Origin of the sequence: Rhizobium sp. NXC24 (assembly GCF_002944315.1) — a bacterium.
Taxonomy (GTDB): Bacteria; Pseudomonadota; Alphaproteobacteria; order Rhizobiales; family Rhizobiaceae; genus Rhizobium.
Genome location: NZ_CP024312.1, coordinates 26,934 through 44,855, shown reverse-complemented (window position 1 = coordinate 44,855; position 17,922 = coordinate 26,934). Strand labels below are relative to the sequence as shown.

Annotated in this window: 13 protein-coding genes and 1 pseudogene; 11 read left to right on the top strand and 3 right to left on the bottom strand. The window is 56.3% G+C overall.

Features of this window, described 5'->3' with window-relative positions:
* The first annotated feature begins 7 nt into the window (after positions 1-7).
* Both NXC24_RS20565 and NXC24_RS20560 read left to right on the top strand, forming a co-directional pair.
* A complete protein-coding gene (locus NXC24_RS20565; protein WP_245464019.1) occupies positions 8-859 on the top strand; it encodes a CBASS oligonucleotide cyclase in 852 nt (283 codons plus the stop codon).
* 142 nt (positions 860-1,001) lie between these two features.
* Complete coding sequence (locus NXC24_RS20560) at positions 1,002-1,520, top strand: hypothetical protein (protein ID WP_104825325.1); 519 nt, start codon at positions 1,002-1,004, stop codon at positions 1,518-1,520.
* A 324-nt stretch (positions 1,521-1,844) separates the two neighbouring features.
* On the opposite strand, the gene NXC24_RS20555 is transcribed toward NXC24_RS20560, so the two are convergent.
* The 3 genes from NXC24_RS20555 to NXC24_RS20545 are packed head-to-tail and all read right to left on the bottom strand — an operon-like array spanning position 1,845 to position 6,467.
* Complete coding sequence (locus tag NXC24_RS20555) at positions 1,845-2,972, bottom strand: DUF4238 domain-containing protein (protein WP_158704506.1); 1,128 nt, start codon at positions 2,970-2,972, stop codon at positions 1,845-1,847.
* A complete protein-coding gene (locus NXC24_RS20550) occupies positions 2,959-4,746 on the bottom strand; it encodes an ATP-dependent helicase (protein ID WP_104825323.1) in 1,788 nt (595 codons plus the stop codon). Before NXC24_RS20550 ends, NXC24_RS20555 begins: the two co-directional genes overlap by 14 nt.
* Complete coding sequence (locus NXC24_RS20545; RefSeq protein WP_104825322.1) at positions 4,734-6,467, bottom strand: ATP-dependent endonuclease; 1,734 nt, start codon at positions 6,465-6,467, stop codon at positions 4,734-4,736. Before NXC24_RS20545 ends, NXC24_RS20550 begins: the two co-directional genes overlap by 13 nt.
* Before the next feature lie 313 nt (positions 6,468-6,780).
* On the opposite strand from NXC24_RS20545, the gene NXC24_RS20540 reads away from it, so the two are divergent.
* From NXC24_RS20540 to NXC24_RS20495, 9 genes and pseudogenes are all read left to right on the top strand, one after another.
* A complete protein-coding gene (locus NXC24_RS20540) occupies positions 6,781-8,691 on the top strand; it encodes a KAP family P-loop domain protein (protein WP_104825321.1) in 1,911 nt (636 codons plus the stop codon).
* On the top strand, positions 8,691-9,578 hold the full coding sequence (locus NXC24_RS20535; protein ID WP_104825320.1) for a hypothetical protein: 888 nt from the start codon (positions 8,691-8,693) through the stop codon (positions 9,576-9,578). The genes NXC24_RS20540 and NXC24_RS20535 overlap by 1 nt, the downstream gene beginning before the upstream one ends.
* Positions 9,575-10,909 (top strand): Qat anti-phage system QueC-like protein QatC, encoded by a 1,335-nt coding sequence (gene qatC / locus NXC24_RS20530; protein ID WP_104825319.1) that lies wholly within the window; start codon positions 9,575-9,577, stop codon positions 10,907-10,909. The genes NXC24_RS20535 and qatC overlap by 4 nt, the downstream gene beginning before the upstream one ends.
* Positions 10,906-11,649 (top strand): Qat anti-phage system TatD family nuclease QatD, encoded by a 744-nt coding sequence (gene qatD, locus NXC24_RS20525; protein WP_104825318.1) that lies wholly within the window; start codon positions 10,906-10,908, stop codon positions 11,647-11,649. The genes qatC and qatD overlap by 4 nt, the downstream gene beginning before the upstream one ends.
* Before the next feature lie 308 nt (positions 11,650-11,957).
* Positions 11,958-13,628, top strand: coding sequence for a transposase (locus tag NXC24_RS20520; RefSeq protein ID WP_104825317.1), 1,671 nt, complete (start codon positions 11,958-11,960; stop codon positions 13,626-13,628).
* Between the two features lie 174 nt (positions 13,629-13,802).
* Positions 13,803-15,452 carry a Mu transposase C-terminal domain-containing protein gene (locus NXC24_RS20515; protein ID WP_104825316.1) on the top strand — a complete coding sequence of 550 codons (1,650 nt, stop codon included), beginning with the start codon at positions 13,803-13,805 and terminating at the stop codon, positions 15,450-15,452.
* 5 nt (positions 15,453-15,457) lie between these two features.
* Positions 15,458-16,336 carry a TniB family NTP-binding protein gene (locus NXC24_RS20510; RefSeq protein ID WP_104825315.1) on the top strand — a complete coding sequence of 293 codons (879 nt, stop codon included), beginning with the start codon at positions 15,458-15,460 and terminating at the stop codon, positions 16,334-16,336.
* Positions 16,333-17,388, top strand: a complete 1,056-nt coding sequence (locus NXC24_RS20505) for a TniQ family protein (RefSeq protein ID WP_104825314.1) — start codon at positions 16,333-16,335, stop codon at positions 17,386-17,388. Before NXC24_RS20510 ends, NXC24_RS20505 begins: the two co-directional genes overlap by 4 nt.
* Positions 17,389-17,604: 216 nt before the next feature.
* Positions 17,605-17,742: pseudogene (locus NXC24_RS20495) on the top strand (alkene reductase); the annotation flags it as partial.
* Positions 17,743-17,922: the final 180 nt, after the last annotated feature.

The following is a 17,922-nucleotide window of genomic DNA, read 5'->3' as shown; positions in this document are numbered from 1 at the left end:
CACAACCGTGGAAGAGGCTTTCCGCCAGTTCAGAACCAATCTGGAGATCACAAGTCTCCAGGAAAGCACGACCTCAACGCGCCAATCGAATGTCCGCGATGCCGTCGCGAGAGACTTCTCCGTGCTGGAGAGTTTCTTGACGGGTTCCTATCGTCGGAACACCATGATCGCGCCTTTAACGACCGCCGATATCGACGTCTTCGTAGTACTCGATCCTAAATACTATGCCAGCAACAATCAGCGCGCGTTGCTGTCCGCCGTGATGGGCACTCTTAAGAAAGAGTACCCGAAGACGCCTAAAATCAAACCGGACGGCCAAGCCGTGACCATCACATTTACGGACTTTGAGGTCGATGTCGTTCCCGGGTTCTATCCGACGGGAGGCGGCTTCCTTATTCCTGACGCGACTGTCGGCAGATGGATTTCTACCGATCCGAAGAAACACGTCGAGCTATGGACAGCCTCCAACAAGGCTCACGGTGGCTCGCTAGTGCCGTTGATCAAGATGATGAAGTGCTGGAACCGCGCCAACGGCAACCTTTTTCGGTCCTTCCATCTGGAGGTTCTGGTCCGCCATGTTCTGACAGACGTGACCATCACTGACATTCCGAGTGGGGTCCGGTGGGTGCTCGACAAGATCCGGGAAAAGGTCTGGACTAAAATTGCAGACCCCGCGGGTTACAGCGACGATGTGGCGCCGTATCTTTCCAAGGCTGAAGCGGACAGGATGATCTCAGTAATCAATAGCGCTCATCGGTCAGCGGTCGCCGCAGAGACTTACGCTAGTATCGGCTACGTGAGGTCGGCAATCGAGGAATGGCGTTCGATCTTCGGCGACTATTTCCCCGCCTACGGCTGAATGCCAGGAGCGCCGAAAACTAAATGGCGTTTCAAAATGGGAATAGCGGTTTCATGGTTCTGACAGAAGTCAGTCCAATTGTAGTTTGAAGCGGCTTCGTTGCGTTGGTAATGTCTTTCGAAAATGGGCTGGGAGCAGTCATGTGATTACAACAATCGTGACGGCAGGGATGGGGTTAATCGACGCATTAGCCGCCCTCGCGACCATATGCACGGATGGCACCAAGGTCGTGGATCGCGTGACGGTGAAGCAGATTCTGAGCGCGTTGCGCGAGATCTACTTCTACGATGATCGGACGCTTTCGCTCCTAGAGAAAACAGTCGATGGCGAAGAACTGTCATTTGAAGAGGTGGACAGAGCGCTAGGCGGGCTGTTTCGTGGTGAGGAGACGATTTCCGAAGCTCTTTTGAAGCTCGAACAAGCTGAACTGTCTCCACATAACGATCTTTCTGTGGAGGCCTGGAACAAGCTCCGTGGCTTGAGCGGGGGGAAGTGGCACGTTCGTTTCGCGATCAAAAACTTCCTTTACGACCTTGCCACTCCTCCCACAGACGAGAGCGAAAAGGCTGCCAGGATAGAGCAGGCAAAGCAAATTCGAGCGCAGATCCTAGAAATAAACGCACGCATAGCTGTGATCGATAGCAGCCTGCGGGGACGTTGAGACCGCGAAACGGAACTTGTTAGGGAGACTGAATGCGAAGGCTCCGATCTTGGTTGCGGCACCGTGTTGTCTTCCCGTGCGGACAATGCAAAGGCGAGACTCATTTCCGGGTAAATGAGCGGTCTAGAATCCTATTGAACAAATCTACGCTATCGAGAGTCAGGATGAGCGAACCGTTTGAGACTGCCACCTATCATCAAGCATTTCATTGATGTGGCAACAAGTTAACGCCAGGCGGCGGAACTGTGGTTGATGGCCACACGCAAGACGGAAGGGCCTGCGACAATCGCGTACCACGGCCCCTCTTCAAGTGCGCCCCATCGATCAATAAAATGGATTACCGGGCAGACCTGGCAGTACTTTTGGACGTTTCTCCGATGGCATCGGTTCCATCTCTTCGGGTTGGCTGCGCAACCAACTCTCCTGGCGCACGTGACCGACAGCAGTGCCATTATGCCATGCGCGCGGCCGAGCCTTGTTTTTCAGGAAACCAAACCATTGCTCCGGTTTCGGAAAGACATTTTCGGTCGCGATAAAATTCCTACCGAAGTCCTTGGCATCCTCCCCGGGTTTGAGTTCGCGAAAAGTGTTCAGCTCTCCCTCCACGGGTACCAAAACCTGTGTTCGTGTGCCTGATGTCCGAAACGGCTTCTGTTTGCCGATCTGCACAAGAAGGTGCTCGTGGTCCGCCCAATTTTTGAAATAGATGTTCTGCGCATCCGCCCTCATGAGGAGATAATTGAGATTGTCGATATTCTCCACGGAAGTAATCCTCAGCACATTATTCTGGATGCCATCGACGTTGTAGACGTTGCTGTCATACGCGAGGAATGCCGACCTCGGTGACAGCGGCATGTATAGACACAATCCAGAACTATATAAGCCGTAGCAGTCGATACTCTTGGTCTGATGAAGCCATTTGCTGAACATTACGGCCGGAGCGTCGGACGTGACGAAATCGCGCCGGGAGCCATTCTTGATGATGACGACTTTAAGGTCGGCTAAGCGGTCAGTGGACCTGAAAAATAGACCTATGGCGTCGTGGACCAGTTCTTCGTCGGTGACGTCCCAATGGAAACTCGCATCATCGATCGCGTCTCTCATTTGATCGTGGAAAGTTTTAAGCCGCTTCCGCGCAGAGTCGGTTCTTACATGCTGAAAATGCACCCAGGGGAGGAGCAGCCGCACAGTTCCAATCGCCGTCTCCCCGCTTTCGATTTGCCTAATTATTTCGGCGTATTGGCCTTCAAGGGTACCAATTGCCTTCTCCATACGAAGGTCTGGACCATAAAAGTAGCTCTTCGAACATTGCCCAGATATCGATGCGCCCTCTATCGCCTTCTCCCGGCTGACGTTGATCATATTGATCATCCGCTTGTCCACGCCTGGATCATCTGAGAAGTTCTTCAAGTGAACTCTCGGCACAAAATGCTGGTTCTTAAGCTCCGCCATCTTCATCTTTCAGTTCGGCGAGCGGCTGCTTTTCAGGGACGATCGGGCAATGTGCATCCGCACTCAGAAAGCCAGAAGCTTTCAACAATGGCTCAAGTTCAGCGATTGCCTTCGCGGGAACACCCAGCACAAAAAGGTTGCGAGCGCGAGTGAGGGCTACATATCCGATCTTCCCGTTCTCTGTCTGAGTTCCGGCGAGCATCTCCTCGATATTCGACTTGCTTGTGACGTACATGACCCCGTCGATGCTCTCTCCTTTCACCTTGTGAACGGTGGACATCCTGAATTTCAGAGATTGAGAGGGATCCGGATTGACGCCCTGCCATAAGGGCAAATCCGAAAGGGCTTTCTTTGCAAGTTTTTGCCCAAGGTTCTCACCGGGCTTCAGGGAAAAGAGCTTCTCCAGTCGCACGACCAGATCTTTCACCCGAGTGACCAAAAGCGGATGCCACTGAGTGGCGGCCTTCAGGTTAGCCGATGGCAAGCCTGCCACCGGATCTTTGACGAAGTTCCATATCTCTCTGCGAATGGATCGCATTGTTTCGTCAGCAGCCTGTGATCGAATTTTTGCGAGCAGATCACCGTGGTTGTTATCGAGAAGCCCGACGATACCAGCGCAGGCCGACACATAGGCGTGATTAAAATTCCGTGCTTTATCTCTCCAGATCGCGCTCGCGCCAAACGCCTTGACGACCCCCTGCCCCTGCGGCTCCCCTGGCCCGCTCCAGGTGTTGAACGCCTGCGTCGAACGGAAAATAACTGCGGCCTGCGATGCTGGAATTTCTGCGGCACCGAGAAGAGACCTGTATCGTTTGAGTGCCTGGTCGCGCTGATCATCGTCAATCGTGATATAGAATGCACCGCTCAGGCAGTCGGGCTCGACGCGATCAGGACCATCCTTTCTGCCAGAGAACGTGTTTGCAATCGCAACGATGGATGGCACGGATCGGAAATTCGTCTCCAATGGTCTAGCAAGAACGCCAGGCCGCTTGTGGTAGTCTCCTAAAAATTCGCCAGTCGCACCGGTGAACTCGAATATTCCCTGGTTCACGTCTCCAATCATAGAGAGCTTTGTGCCAGCGCTGGCAATCAATTCCAAAATGGCTTGATGGACCGAGCCGATGTCCTGGGCCTCATCGATCAGAATATGTGGATATCGCCGAGCAATAGCGCGGAGCAAGAACGGAGCCTCCCGCAGGAGGCGATAAGCCCAATACCGACCGCTTTCATGTGTGTAAGCCCCGACCACCGCCAACTTCTTCAATCCGGCTTTGGCTTCCGTCGGATCGACAGCAATCCCCGCCCACTTACCTACCCGGAAAGAGAATTTTCCGCCATCCAGCGTGACGCGTAATTCTGACGTCTTGGCGGGCTTGGCGCCATCCCATATCGTGAAGCTCTTCAAAAAAGGCTCGTGCCCCTCAACAAGAAAAGGGCAGCGATCGCATCCCATCACCAGATGACCATGCGGTCGCAGAAGATTCTTCGTCAGAAAGCCATCGACGGTGTCGATTTCGACGGTCGGCCGAGCCGTCCGGCTTCCCTGGCTTACGAGCGCCCCGTATTCACGCTGGAAGGTTTCCACAGCGACGTTGGAAAAGGACAACAGGAGCACACTGCCAGTGACATCGGTCAGTCGGCTTCGCATTGCTGCGATCCGATGGACCGCTGTCTTTGTTTTCCCGCTTCCCGCACATGCAGAGACGACGAATGGTTCGGCGGGAAGGTCGACAACATCTTCCTGTTGCTTTGAGAGGTCGTTTACAGCTGGCATGCGTGTTCAACCGCCCGCTGAATGTAGGGTGGCACCGTTATCGCCAGCCCTTCGTCTTCGATCTTTGCGGCTAGCGCCTGGGCGAAGCGACCTTTCTGTACGTTGTTCTGCTCCCTCTCGAACATTCCCCTAAACAATACTCTCGCCTTTGCCGCGTCGCCTATGGCAGCATCTACCTCTACCCTTAGACTCCTCGCAATAATTGGATGAATCTCTTCAAGAGCATCCAACATCGCGGTTCGATTATTCATTTCGAGTGCAAAATCGTACTCGAATGTTTTCTGGCCGTGGAACACCTTCAAGAACTTGTCAGACAAGGCTGTCATCGAGGCGGTGTTGTCTGAGACAATCACCTTCTCAGCCGCTGCGGGGTAATGCGCCTGTTTTTTTCCAGCAGCGTCTTTGATCTGGGGGTCTGCATCCGTGATCACGGAGACCGGGATGCGGATACCATCTTCGCCAAAAAGCGGCATAAAGGAATCGAAGTTGAGCCCCTCAACACTGATCAAGCTCACGCCGTGATTTCGAAGATTGAGTCCGAGTTTCGACGCCAGCAGGTTGACCATCAGCAACTCGGCCGCCCCCTCCACGAAAATGACCCGCCGCGCGAAGAAAAGCTCGGCTCTGGTAACGTCCAGATAGCGCTTTAATTTTTCCTTCTTTCCTTTCGCGAACTTCACATTTGCCGGATGAAAGCTGTCTACCTTACCGTCGGTTTCATACAAGCAGGCGATGGAATTCAAATCGGCGATACTCGCGAAATTTGGGGAGTGACTGGTCACAAATACCTGCACATCCTTTTCCCCGACACCCTTTTGTATGCTCGAGAGATATTGCAACAGAATGGCCTGCAGCTGCGGATGCAGATGAGCTTCGGGTTCCTCAACAATAAGGCTGCGGAAACTTGCCTCGGCATTTTTAGACAGTTCACTCAGAACGACTGCCATAAAAATCAGATTGTTGTAGCCGAGGCCGTTGCGTTCGATTTCGAAGTTGTCGACCAGAAGGGAGAGCCGTGCTGCAAGCTTGCTGAAGTCGCTCCCCGCAAGCCCGATGTTCAAAACCTGGGCAAGTTGATCTCCGAGCATCGTCACGTGTCGCCCCGACACAGCGGTCTGAGCATCCTTCAGGACCTGCAGTTCGTTGAGCTTGGCATCCACCTCTTTCAGCTGGGCCGCGACATCCTCTTTACCCGCATCGTTCGCCAACAGATGCAGCAACCGAGACAGTTGACTATGGCGGTTCGGTCTCAGACCTTGCTCTGCATCACGCAAGGGCGGAAGATAGACGCTTCGCAGATTGTCGAGCATCGCCGATGACATTGAAACCTCCTCGAACGCCCCGCACCAGCGCCGTGGCCGAAGGCGGCCTGATTTGTCAGGTTCGCCGAAGACAATGCACAGGATGGCTTCGAGTTTTCCATCCGGCTTTTCACGCAGTGCGTGGATAAAATCCGCCTCGTCGTCTCCGCTCAATTCGTCGAACACGAACTCAAACAAGATCTCGCCGCCCGCGACCCCGGCCTTTGGAACATGAATGTCGTCGACAGTTAACCTCGGATAGGGATCATCCGTACCGGCTAAGAGCGACCGTAAGGCGTCGACAATTGCCGTCTTTCCGATGTTGTTGGGTCCGACAATGATATTGAGGCCTGACTTGAACCGAACCGTAGTGTCGGCAAATCTGCGAAAATTTTTGATCCTTAGTGATGCAAGATGCACGCGAATCTCCAGCCCATACAATCGAACCTTGATCGGCTGCGTGCTCAATTACAAGCGTATGTTTACGCGCTAATTGCGAGATCAATCGGCAAGCGGATTGATACCGGCACAGGAGCTACCACGAGGCATTATCACGAATGCAACCAGCCCCAAGCTGCATATCCCTGAACATAAACTATTCAATGAGCCGATATCTCAATCAATCCGAATGCAAGTTGTGGATTGTTGAGTTGTACTATTCCGAATTACTTTGTTCACACTTGAATTGAATTCGCCCTAGAGCAACTCTGACGTTTACAACGAGGGGGCGAAAATGTGGGCGGATGTCGAGACCGGGAGAGATTTCGTAAACTTCAACGTTATGGCAAGTCTTGTTTCGCAGATGGTCCTCGACGCAAAAGGCGAAGCCCTGAGCATTGGTATCTCGGGCGGCTGGGGTGTCGGCAAGTCTTCGATGGTGAAGCTGATCGAAGCGGATTTGAGAACCCGTATCGCGGATGCACAGAAAATAGCCGGTAATTCACCTTCCGAGCAACGGTCACTTCTATTCGTGAACTTCAACGCGTGGCTCTACCAGGGCCATGACGACGCGAAGGCAGCTCTGATGGAAGAGATTGCCCAAGCGCTTATGCGGCGAGCGAAGGAAAAAGAGACCAGCGTCGAAAAGGGCATCAAACTTCTGAAACGGATCGATGTGTTTCGAGGGGTTCGATTGATCGGCGAGCTCGCGCTTACTGCCTACAGCGGCCTCCCAGTCGGCGCCATCGCTCGCGCAGGAAAGGGCGTGTACGACAGTTTCACCGATGGAGAGGTCACCGGTGATGACATCGAGGGAGCGTCAAACGCAGTAAGAGAGCAATCCGGAAATGCGAAGGGACTGCTCAAAGCCGAGGAGAAACAGACTCCACCTCAGATGATCCACGCAATTCGGAAGCAGTTTGAAGAGCTATTGGACGACCTGAAACTAACACTTGTCGTCTTCGTTGACGATCTCGATCGTTGCCTTCCGCCCACGGTGATCGGGACTTTGGAGGCGATGCGCCTGTTCCTGTTCATGAGAGGCACCGCTTTTATCATCGCCGCCGATGACAAGATGATCAAGGAAGCGGTCCGGGTTCATTTCCCGGGAACGAAGGTCGATGACGACATCGTCATCAGCTACTTCGACAAACTGATCCAAGTTCCACTGCGGGTGCCTCCTCTTGGAACAAACGAGGTCAAGGCATACCTCATGATGCTGTTCGTCCAGAGCAGCGGAGTCTCCGACGCCGACAAGGAAACGGTTCGCCTAAGGGTCATCGAACAGCTGGCGAGCAGTTGGCAAGGAAATGCTATCGACGCTGAATTCGTTCAGAAGCTGATTCCAAATTGCCCTGCACCGTTGGCGGCGGAATTGGAGCTTGCCGATCGCCTCGCCCGGCAGATGATCATATCACCGAAAGTGAACGGCAATCCTCGACTGATAAAGCGCTTCATGAACACGCTTTCGATCCGACGAAGCCTCGCCAAAGTTCAGAAGATCGCGGTCAACGATGCCATGTTTGCAAAGCTCATGCTGTTCGAGCGCTTTGCATCGGCAACGTCATTTAACGCCTTGGCAGAACTGATAAGCACAGCACCAAACGGCAAGTCTGAGACACTCCGCAAGCTCGAACACGACGTTCGGGCGGGAAAAGACATCGACGACCAGACGTGGCCCACCGGGTGGAAGGAAGACGAGAAGCTGATCAGAGATTGGCTCAAACTACCGCCCGATATCGGTGACGTCGACCTTCGAGGGGCACTACATGTTGGTCGAGAAAGCGCCCCTATCCTGTCAGCGGAAAACAAACTCTCCAAAGCTGCCACAGAGCTGTTGTCCCAGTTGGTGACTCTGAAGGTTTCTGCGACCGTCGCGATCAAACAAGCGTTCAATACTGTAACGCCCGAAGAACGATCTGTGATCATGACCACTCTATTGGACAAAGCCAGCAGCGAAAGCGAATGGGGTACACCCGCAATCCTGTATGCCTTGGAGGCAACGGCCGACGCTGACACCGCTCAAGCTGAGCGCCTCATTGTGTTCCTCGTGGAGCGCCCGGCGTCCGGGTACAAGCCTGCGATTGTTCCGCGACTGAAAGTAAGAGAGTGGGGGAAAAGAGCTGTGGTGTTGCTCGGAAAGCGTTCCGACCTACCGGCGCCGTTCACCAAGGCATTGAACCAGGCGCTGAAAGAGGGCAAGTAATGGGTACCTCCAAAACCAGCAATGGCCCCGGCAAGAATGTCCCTTTGGTTCCCAATTGGGTCAACCCGGATTCACCGCCGCCGCCCCCTCGCGAACCACTTTCACCGCCCCCGCTTGATGGGACCCCTTCACCTCCGAAACGACCTCCAGAGAAAAAACCGGACAAGCCGCAGGAGGAGAAGCCGGACCAGCCTCCGGCCCCGCAGCTAGCTCCGGCCCGCAGGTTCACATCCGCCCGCAGAGCCATAGGCAACTTCACAAAAACAGGCGATACCGGCAACCTTCGTAGTGCGCTGGGGAATTACGTAAGGAGTGGTTACGGCGGAGCGAACACAGCCACACAACGCATGGGCCGATCGACCTCTGCTGCTGGCGGCGTTTTCGATATTCTTTCCCCGGATGGCACTGCGGTGGCGGGCGAGCCTCGCACGTTGGATCTCGGAGCTCTTGCGGGTCTGTCTACGGACGAGATTGCAGAGCGTATCGCAGATGCGGTGAACCCGGCCGATGTCTCGCTCGATGATGCAGGCGTTCGAGAGGCCGTCGCTGAAGCCGTGAGTTCGGTACTCAGCGAGCACGAGTCGGCCGACATCACAGCTCTGCCGACCGAGCTGGTAGAGGAATGTTATATCCGCACCCTTTCGATTTCTACGTTCAACATCCTGATTGCAGATATCGGCGCGTCCTTGCAGCGAGCAGCACACGGCAACGCAGGCTTGGCCAATGATCGCTTGAAGGAAATCAGCGACTGGGTTCGCGAAGAATACAGCGCGCAATACACGAAATTCAAAAGCAGTGGCGGTCAACTCACGAAACGAACCGCTACGTCAATTGCCCGCGATATCACAGCTCAGGTTATGGACATTTTTGAAAGCTACCTCGAATGAAGATCGCAGCACTTCGTCCAGAACAGTCGACTCCAGCTCGCGTGGACCATAGGATTAACATCTTTGACGGCGATCTAGGCGCCCTCAGCCGTTCCTCAGGTCACGCCGGTTTATCGGTTGCGAACGAGCTTTTCAAATGGGCGGGGCGTTCCCCATCGAATACGGCCTGGGATTTCACGGCGTTGGCTCTTGCCGTTGTCGGTGCGGATCGATTGGTAAACCGAGCTGGAACGAGCGCCGACGGCTGGACCCGGGAGATCGAACTCACTATCGGTGTCAGCGATCCTCATCGATGGCAGAGCCTAGCCGGCAAGCTTGTTCCGATGTTGTCGTTTCTGACGGGGGATTTCTGGTCGCTCACGTTCGTGGAGGGCGGCTACCACCCTGCGCCGCCCAAACAACACGCCGGTTCCCGACGCGAAACCTGCGTCGCCTTGCTCTCTGGAGGCCTCGATAGCCTGATCGGCGCAATCGACATGGAAACTGCGGGGATAGAGAAACCTGTCTATGTGTCCAATAGAGTTCGTGGTGACGTCGCCAAGCAGGAATTGTTTGCGAACAGATTGAACGCGGGCAACAGGCTTCTGTCTTTAAATGCTGATCCGCGCACTTCAGGCGTCACAGCGGAAATCTCACAGCGCCCGCGCTCAATCGTCTTTGTTGCGTTCGCGGTACTGGCTTCGACCCTGTTGGACCGATACAAAGACGGCGGAACTGTGGACCTGCACACCCCCGAGAATGGTTTTATTAGCCTGAACATCCCGCTGACGACACTGCGTCGAGGGAGCCTCAGCACCCGAACCACGCATCCAAAATTCATCGAGATGTTGCAGGATGTGTTCGACGATCTTGGCCTCAAAGTCCGGTTGCGGAATGATTACCAGCTGAAGACTAAGGGCACGATGATGATCGAATGCAAGGACCAAGCTATCTTGACGGAGCTGGCGCCGAGGTCCATGAGCTGCGGTCGCGCAGGTAGAAGTTATACCCACTGCGGCAGGTGCTTGCCTTGTTTGGTTCGGCGCTCCGCATTCTTGAAATGGGCAGGCCGACTAGACGCAGACACTACCGCTTATATTCACCCTAAAGTCGAAGACCTGGTTCATGGGCGGGTCAATAACGATTTCCACGGGAAGGCCTTTGCAGAATATGACGACGTGATGCAGGTCATGACGGCACTTGATTCCGTCGAACGAAATGGCCCCCGCAGGTGGATCGGACCCCACATAACGGCGCCTCGCTTACGAATTGATGCTCACGCCTATCGAAATGTCGCGACAGAGGGACTACACGAGATTGGTGCTTTTCTGGAACTGACCGGTCTACGATGATTGATACGCACTGCCACCTTGATCTCTATCCGAACCCCGGGCGGGTGATCAATGAAGTGGACAAGCGTGGCATCTTCGTGATTGCCGTTACCACCACGCCGAAGGCTTTCTTGGGAAATTTGCGCCTTGCGGAGGGGCGTAAACGCATCCGCGTGGCGGTCGGCCTCCACCCCGAGCTCGTCGCTGAGCGATATCGCGAAATCGATGAAGTGCAAAAGCACATGGCACGTACGAAGTACGTGGGCGAGATTGGCGTTGACGGCTCTCCAGATCATGCCGCGAGCGCCCGCCTTCAAGCCGACGTTTTCAACACGCTGTTGAAGACTGCGGAAGAGTTGGGGGGAAAGGTGCTTTCCATTCATTCTCGCGGCGCGGCGAGAGCCGTGCTGGACAATCTGGAAAAGAACGTCAGCAAGAGCATACCGATATTGCATTGGTTTACCGGCTCCCGAAAGGAACTGGACCGAGCGATGGAACTGGACTGCTGGTTTAGCGTAGGCCCCGCAATGCTGCGAAGTCGCAAAGGCAGAGAATTAGCGTTCGCGATGCCACGCCATCGCATTCTCACCGAAACCGACGGACCATTCGGCACCAACGAACATTGTTCGTTGATGCCTTGGGACGTGGAGCTGGCGTTACCCATAATGGCGGATGCCTGGAAATGCTCCATCGAGGAAGCGGACCAGCAGATACGCTCAAACTTTCGAGAACTTGTTGAGTCGCAGTCGCTGGCCACCTGACGGAACCCGCATCGATCGCTGGCAACCGCGATGTGTCCAGAAGGCTAGTCTAATGCATCGCAAGGAACGCGAACGACATACGCAAAGTACGCTTCATAGGGACACCCCTTGAGCAAACTGCTGTCGGTTCGCGATCTCGTTGGCCGCTTTTCAAGACACTGAAAGGCTTACAAGCAGAGGTACGTGGGGCAAAATCGGTGGCAGCGTTTTGGCGAGGGAGCATAGAAGTGTGCATAACCCGGCGTTTTGATCCTTGATTGATAGCCTGGGGATTCTCCTGCCGGGGCAAATCATGATTCGATTCTGTCATGACGAAACGGCTCCCCTCCCCCGAGCATGCCGATACGCTGTCGCTGAATGCGTTGCGCAGTCTTGTGTCCGGTCTGTTGGAGCGGTCGCAGCAGGCGGAAGCCCGGCTCGCGAAGCTTGAGGCCGACAACATCCAGCTGCGCGAGGAAAACGCCGCCCTTCGGCTCGAGAACACCCGCCTGAAACTCGACAACCAGCTGCTGCGCGACGAGATCGCCCGGTTGAAGAACCTGCCACCGCGCCCGCCGTTTCGCTCCTCCGGTATGGACAAGGCAACGGACGCTGCACTCGGCAGTAAGCCTGCGAGCAAGAAGAAACCACGCGGTGCAAAGTTGGATGTCCAACGGGTGAGCCGGCAGGAGATCCTGCGCGTCGATGCTCCGGCCGGCTCACGCTTCAAAGGATACAAAAGCGTCTATGTTCGCGACCTGGTGCTCAAGGCGGAGCTCGTGCATTACCGTCGCGAATGCTGGGTAACGCCGGATGGAAAGACGGTGCTGGCCCCTTTGCCGGCGGGGATCATCGGTGGTTATGGCGCCAATCTCAGGCGGCTGTGCCTGATGTTGCATGCACAAGGACAGGTCACGGCCGCGCGTCTGACGACATTGCTCAATGACATTGGTCTCGACATCTCAAAACGCCAAATCGTACGGCTTTTGACCCGGCAGCTGGATGGCTTTGTTGCCGAGGACGCGGCGGTGTTGCATGCCGGTCTGGTGTCGTCGTCTTATGTCACTGTCGACGACACCGGCGCGCGGCATTCCCATAATAACTGTTACGCCACACACATCGGCGGCCGGAATTTTACTGTCTTTCGCACCACAAAATCGAAGTCCCGCCTGAATTTCCTGTCGCTGCTGCGCGGCAATTATCAGGATTATGTGCTCAACGATGCCGCATTCGACTATCTGAAAGAGCGCCGTGGCGAGCCAGTCGTGGCCGCTGGACTTCGCACTTTTGAACCACAACGCTTCTGCAACCAGGTGCCGTTCATGGCGCATCTGGCCGACAAGGGTGTCGATATCTTCGATCGGCAGGAGATCGGCACGCTTGCTGAAGCCGCGCTTTGGGGTTCTATCCGCCATCATGGCCTGGTGGGAAACATGGTAATCGTGTCCGACGATGCCGGCCAGTTCCGCGTCGGCAATCACGCGCTGTGTTGGGTCCACGCCGAACGCCTTCTGCAAAAGCTTATGCCGGCCACTGCCAAGGAGGAGCGATCCGTCGCACTTATTCGCGATCTCGTCTGGCGCTTTTACAAGGCGCTGAAGGCCTGGAAGCAGAGGCCCTCACCGCATGCTGCTCCAGCCTTCCGACGACGGTTCGACCGGATCTTCGCCCTGCGCACCGGTTATGAGGCACTCGATAAGCTGCTTGAGCGGCTGCGTCGAAGGAAGACCGAGCTGCTGAAGGTACTCGATCATCCCGAGATTCCGCTGCACACCAATGCATCCGAAAATGATCTGCGGAGTTTTGTCACGAAGCGAAAGATCTCCGGCGGCACGATGAGCCGCGATGGCCGTGTTGCGCGTGACGTCATGCTCGGTCTGATGAAGACCTGCCAAAAGCTTGGGCTGTCCTTCTACCACTATCTCGGTGACCGGCTTGGTATCGGCAACGTCGGCCAACCGGTTCCGTCCCTGTCGGCGATCATTCTCGCTCGGGCTTGATCACCCGGGGCCGCTTCGGCTCGGCTGCGCCAGCACCGTTGCCCAATCAACCGGCACCGCCACCAAATGTGGCTTCTACTTCCCAATTTCAAACCGCAAAATGTCATATGGTAGTTAGATTTAGCCGGTAATTTAGAGCCGATTTTCCGCTAACGATTTCAATGAAGCTCGCTTTTGACAAAGCAATTGCGCGATCGAACAGCCGCAACTCGACCGATTCCGGACGAGCAGTGGTCGACCGCGCGTCGCATCGCCCGTGAGTTGGACAAGATTCTCGATGGCGGCAGTCCCAAGCAGGCTGCCATCACACGCGCCGCAGCCGAATTGCGGCTAACAACGCGGCAAGTCTACAACCTCCTCGCCCGTTATCGCGTGGATCGGACGGTGACAGCCCTGCTGCCTCGCGCCGCCGGCAACCGGCGCAAACGGCTGCCGCAACAGGTCGAGGAAATCATCAACGCAACATTGCGCGAGCAATGGCTGACGCTCGAGGCGCCCCCACTCGCTCCTGTTGTTGCCGAGATCCAGGCGCGTTGCGAGGAAGCCGGTCTTACCGTGCCAACCTATGTCACAGTCGCCCGGCGCGTTCCTGCGTTGTTTTCGCCTGAAGAGATTGCGAAGAAGCGCTCCGCCAATCCGAAGCACCTGCTTCACCTGAAACCGCGGCCCGGCTATATCCACGCGTCGAATCCGCTCGACGTCTGCCAAATCGACCATACGCCAACCGACATCAATTTCGTGGAGGTTGTCGGCGGGGCTGGCCTGTTCGTCGGCCGTCCGTACCTGACAATTGTTACCGATGTGGCGACGCGGGCGATCCTCGGCTTCTGCCTCACTTTGGAAAAGCCGTCGGTCCTGTCTGTCGCGCTTTGTCTTGCCCAAGCCATCTGCCCGAAAGATAGATGGCTTGCCACGCGCAATCTCAATCATGCCTGGCCAATGTCCGGCCGGCCGCGGCTGCTCGTCACCGACTCGGCCAAGGAGTTCAAGAGTGATGCCTTCCAACGCGGCTGTGACGACTATGGTATTCGGATCCGTTATCGCGATCGCGGCCGGGTCCATCAAGGCGGCGTCGTCGAGCGACTGTTGGGCAAACTTAACGGGGTTCTTGCCACATACCCAGGTTCATCCGGGCGCTCGGTCGCCGATCGCGACGAATACCCGGCGGAGCGGCGTGCCTGCCTGAGCTTCGCCGATCTGGAGCGCTGCATTGCCCTGGCGGTCATCGACCACAATCTTCAGGAAAATCCCAAGACGCTGAAGGTGCCGTTCACGGAATGGCACCGCGACGCTGCGGCTCCGCCTGAGCACGGCGACAATCCGCAGCGTGTTCTGTTGTCGTTTTTGCCGGGGGCCGAACGGCGATTGTCGCCGCAAGGCATCAGCATGTTCGCTCAGCACTACTATGCGTCCTGGCTCGGCATCTTCGTTCCAGAGCGCGATCGACTCGGAAAGCTGCAGGTGCGATACGATCCCCGCGACATCAGCCATGTCTACGTCCGCGACCCGGAGACCCGAGTGTTTCGGCCGGTCGAACGACGTGACGGCCAGTGGACGCCGCTGACGCTTTGGGAACATGAGGCCGGGCGCGCGCGTCGGCGGGCGATGAACCAGCGATCAAGCGTCGAGAAGGTGGCATTTCGGCGTGAGATCGCGGCCATCGCCGAAGCGACAAAGCCTTCCAGGCGCCAGCTGCGCGACGCCGTGCGCAACGCCCATGCTGCCGCAGCGCAGAAGCCTTACGCCTCCGTTGAAGCGCATGTGCCGGCTCCCAGGGAACATGCGGCTCGCCAAAAGAAACCGCTGCCGGTGGAGGACTGGTAGTCCGCATGGCGGATCATCTGCTTGACCATGTTCGGCCATATCTCGATCGTGATCGGGAGGAACGCATCGCCTATATTCGTGCGCCACGATGGATCGGTCATCATGTTGCAAAAGACAGCCATCGGCGGCTGGCCGATCTTATGTCGCGACCTCCGTCATTGCGAACTCAAGGCCTGATATTGGTCGGCCCCTATGCCAACGGCAAGACGATGATCGCCGAGCGGTTCGCCGTCGAACACCTGCGATCCTCGCCTCAGCAAAAGGTGTGGATAGCCCAGACCCGCGAGGGCGCCGGGCTCGGTCACTTCTATGCCAGTATTCTGCAAGCTCTGCGAGCTCCGGGCGGCGATATGTGGGACGTCGGCCGTAAAGCGGCGCAGCTGGATCACTTGCTGGCGAACCTCAAGCCAAAGGTACTGATTTTCGACGAATTCCATAATGCGTTGCGAGGCCGGGCGCGGGACGTCGAAGCCGTCTTTGCTTTCCTGCGGCGGATCGGCCGCCAGTATGATATCTCGCCAGTGCTGATCGGCGAGGTGGCCATCTTTGATTTTATCCACGCCACCAGCGAGATGGCGAGCCGCTTCGACCTCGTAGCGGTCCCTCGGTGGCAATATGACGAAGCCTATCTCATGCTGCTCGACAGCCTCGAGGCCGCTTTGCCCCTCGCAAGAAGCTCGGATTTGTCGAATGAACGATTGGCCCGGCGGATATTCAGCCTCTCGGAAGGCTTGATCGGAGAGATCGTCGCCATCGTCACGAAGGCGGCTGTCGCGGCGGTCAGATCCGGGACCGAACGCATCACCAAGGCCGGCATAGATGCATTGCATCATGTGCCGATCTCGCAGCGGCGCAACTCGGCTGTGCGTGAGAGCCTGCTATGAGGGCGACCGGCACCCCGGCGCTCACAATCAGTATTCGCGAACGATATCGCGACGTCGTTTCTGATCAGTGGCCCGCCATCGTTGCGCCGCAACCCGACGAGTTGCTCTCGAGTTGGCTTCACCGACTTGCCTACTCCAATGGTGTTGCTCCGCGATCCTTCGCAAGCGTGCTGGGGCTTGGTATCGGCATGTGGTCGCCAGCGCTTGACTTCCGGCTTCCGAGCGATGTCACAAGACTGCTGTGCGCAAACGCCGGTGTTTCGCCCAACCAGCTCGCGGCGATGGAATTGTCGCACGTTCTGCCGAAGCAACTTTTGCTGCCGCTTCGCAACAGCGGCCGGCGCGATCGTTCGACTTGGCTGCAGTTCTGCTCTCGATGTCTTGCCGAGGATGCACAGCCCTATTTCCGGCGGCGATGGCGACTGGCGACGCGGGTTTCATGCACGAAGCATGGCTGCAGATTGCGTGACCGATGCCCTTCCTGCAGCAGCCGCATTGCGGTTTTCGACCAGAGCGAACTTGTCCCGCAACATTATTGTGTCCGCTGCGGCTACGATCTGCGTCGCGCATCGACGATCGCCGTGAGCTCGGCCGCGAGACAGCTCGATCGTTGCATCGACGAAATTTGCGGATTGGACTCGCTTAACGGCTCGCCATCCAGCGGAGCGCTCATTCGGCGCCTTTTAAACATACCCAGTCTTGTCGCAATTTATCCGCAGGCGACCTTAAGCAGCTTGTCCACATCGGCGCGCACGCGCTGTATCGAACGGCTTGCATGTGACCCCAATCATTGGCTGATCTATGATTATGATGACATGGCCTTTGATCAGCGGCGGCGTTTGGTTCCGCCAGCGGATGGCCACAGCGCGTTAATCGGGCTGCTTGCAAATGCTCTCATGCGAAAACGGGGGAGGCCGAGTGCTGGGAATGGGGAACGGCCGGCTGTAAACGTCGCTCCCCTGCTCAGAACTTATGGACAGATGTGTAGGTCCTCGCCGTCCATTGACCAACGCTGGAAATTATCGGTGCGTAGCGAAAGTTGCGAGAGCTAGAAACTCCTCGAGCACCTGGGGTTCTGAAGCACAGAGCCGATCCGCACCACCGCTGTCAATATTCTACGATTTTGTCTCGCGCTCGTTTTCGGTCGTTTGGTCAAACAAGAAGCGATCCGAAGACCACACGAGTGAATTCAACCAGCGGTGCGTCGCTCTTCTCCACCCGCATCCGCAGCAAGGCGCCTTCTCAACTGTTAAGGATGCCCCGCTTCTGGTCAGGGCTATTCCGCCACCCCTGAGATCCATTCCGCCGAGCAAATCGAGGGGTGGAAAAAAGTTACCGACGCTGTTCACGCCAAGGGAGGCATCACCTTCCTGCAATTGTGGCACACCGGCCGGTCGCCCCATTCTCGGTGATAACTGCGTCATAAGTGCACGGGCTAGGGTCAACCAGCGCCCCCTCTCGTCAACCCTAGCCACCGGAATCCCGTCTGGGAGCGGCAACCAAATCAGCTCACACCGGAGGGGCCGGTGTCAAATTCACATAATGGTCCTGATGACTATCCCAAAGAAGGGGGCGAGAGGAGAGGC

Bases quoted from the DNA above. Each gene is read 5' to 3' on its own strand.
- NXC24_RS20505 (WP_104825314.1), top strand. From the start codon at position 16,333: ATGAGGGCGACCGGCACCCCGGCGCTCACAATCAGTATTCGCGAACGA.
- NXC24_RS20555 (WP_158704506.1), bottom strand. From the start codon at position 2,972: ATGGCGGAGCTTAAGAACCAGCATTTTGTGCCGAGAGTTCACTTGAAG.
- NXC24_RS20510 (WP_104825315.1), top strand. From the start codon at position 15,458: ATGGCGGATCATCTGCTTGACCATGTTCGGCCATATCTCGATCGTGAT.
- qatC (WP_104825319.1), top strand. From the start codon at position 9,575: ATGAAGATCGCAGCACTTCGTCCAGAACAGTCGACTCCAGCTCGCGTG.
- NXC24_RS20540 (WP_104825321.1), top strand. From the start codon at position 6,781: ATGTGGGCGGATGTCGAGACCGGGAGAGATTTCGTAAACTTCAACGTT.
- NXC24_RS20550 (WP_104825323.1), bottom strand. From the start codon at position 4,746: ATGCCAGCTGTAAACGACCTCTCAAAGCAACAGGAAGATGTTGTCGAC.
- qatD (WP_104825318.1), top strand. From the start codon at position 10,906: ATGATTGATACGCACTGCCACCTTGATCTCTATCCGAACCCCGGGCGG.
- NXC24_RS20535 (WP_104825320.1), top strand. From the start codon at position 8,691: ATGGGTACCTCCAAAACCAGCAATGGCCCCGGCAAGAATGTCCCTTTG.
- NXC24_RS20520 (WP_104825317.1), top strand. From the start codon at position 11,958: ATGACGAAACGGCTCCCCTCCCCCGAGCATGCCGATACGCTGTCGCTG.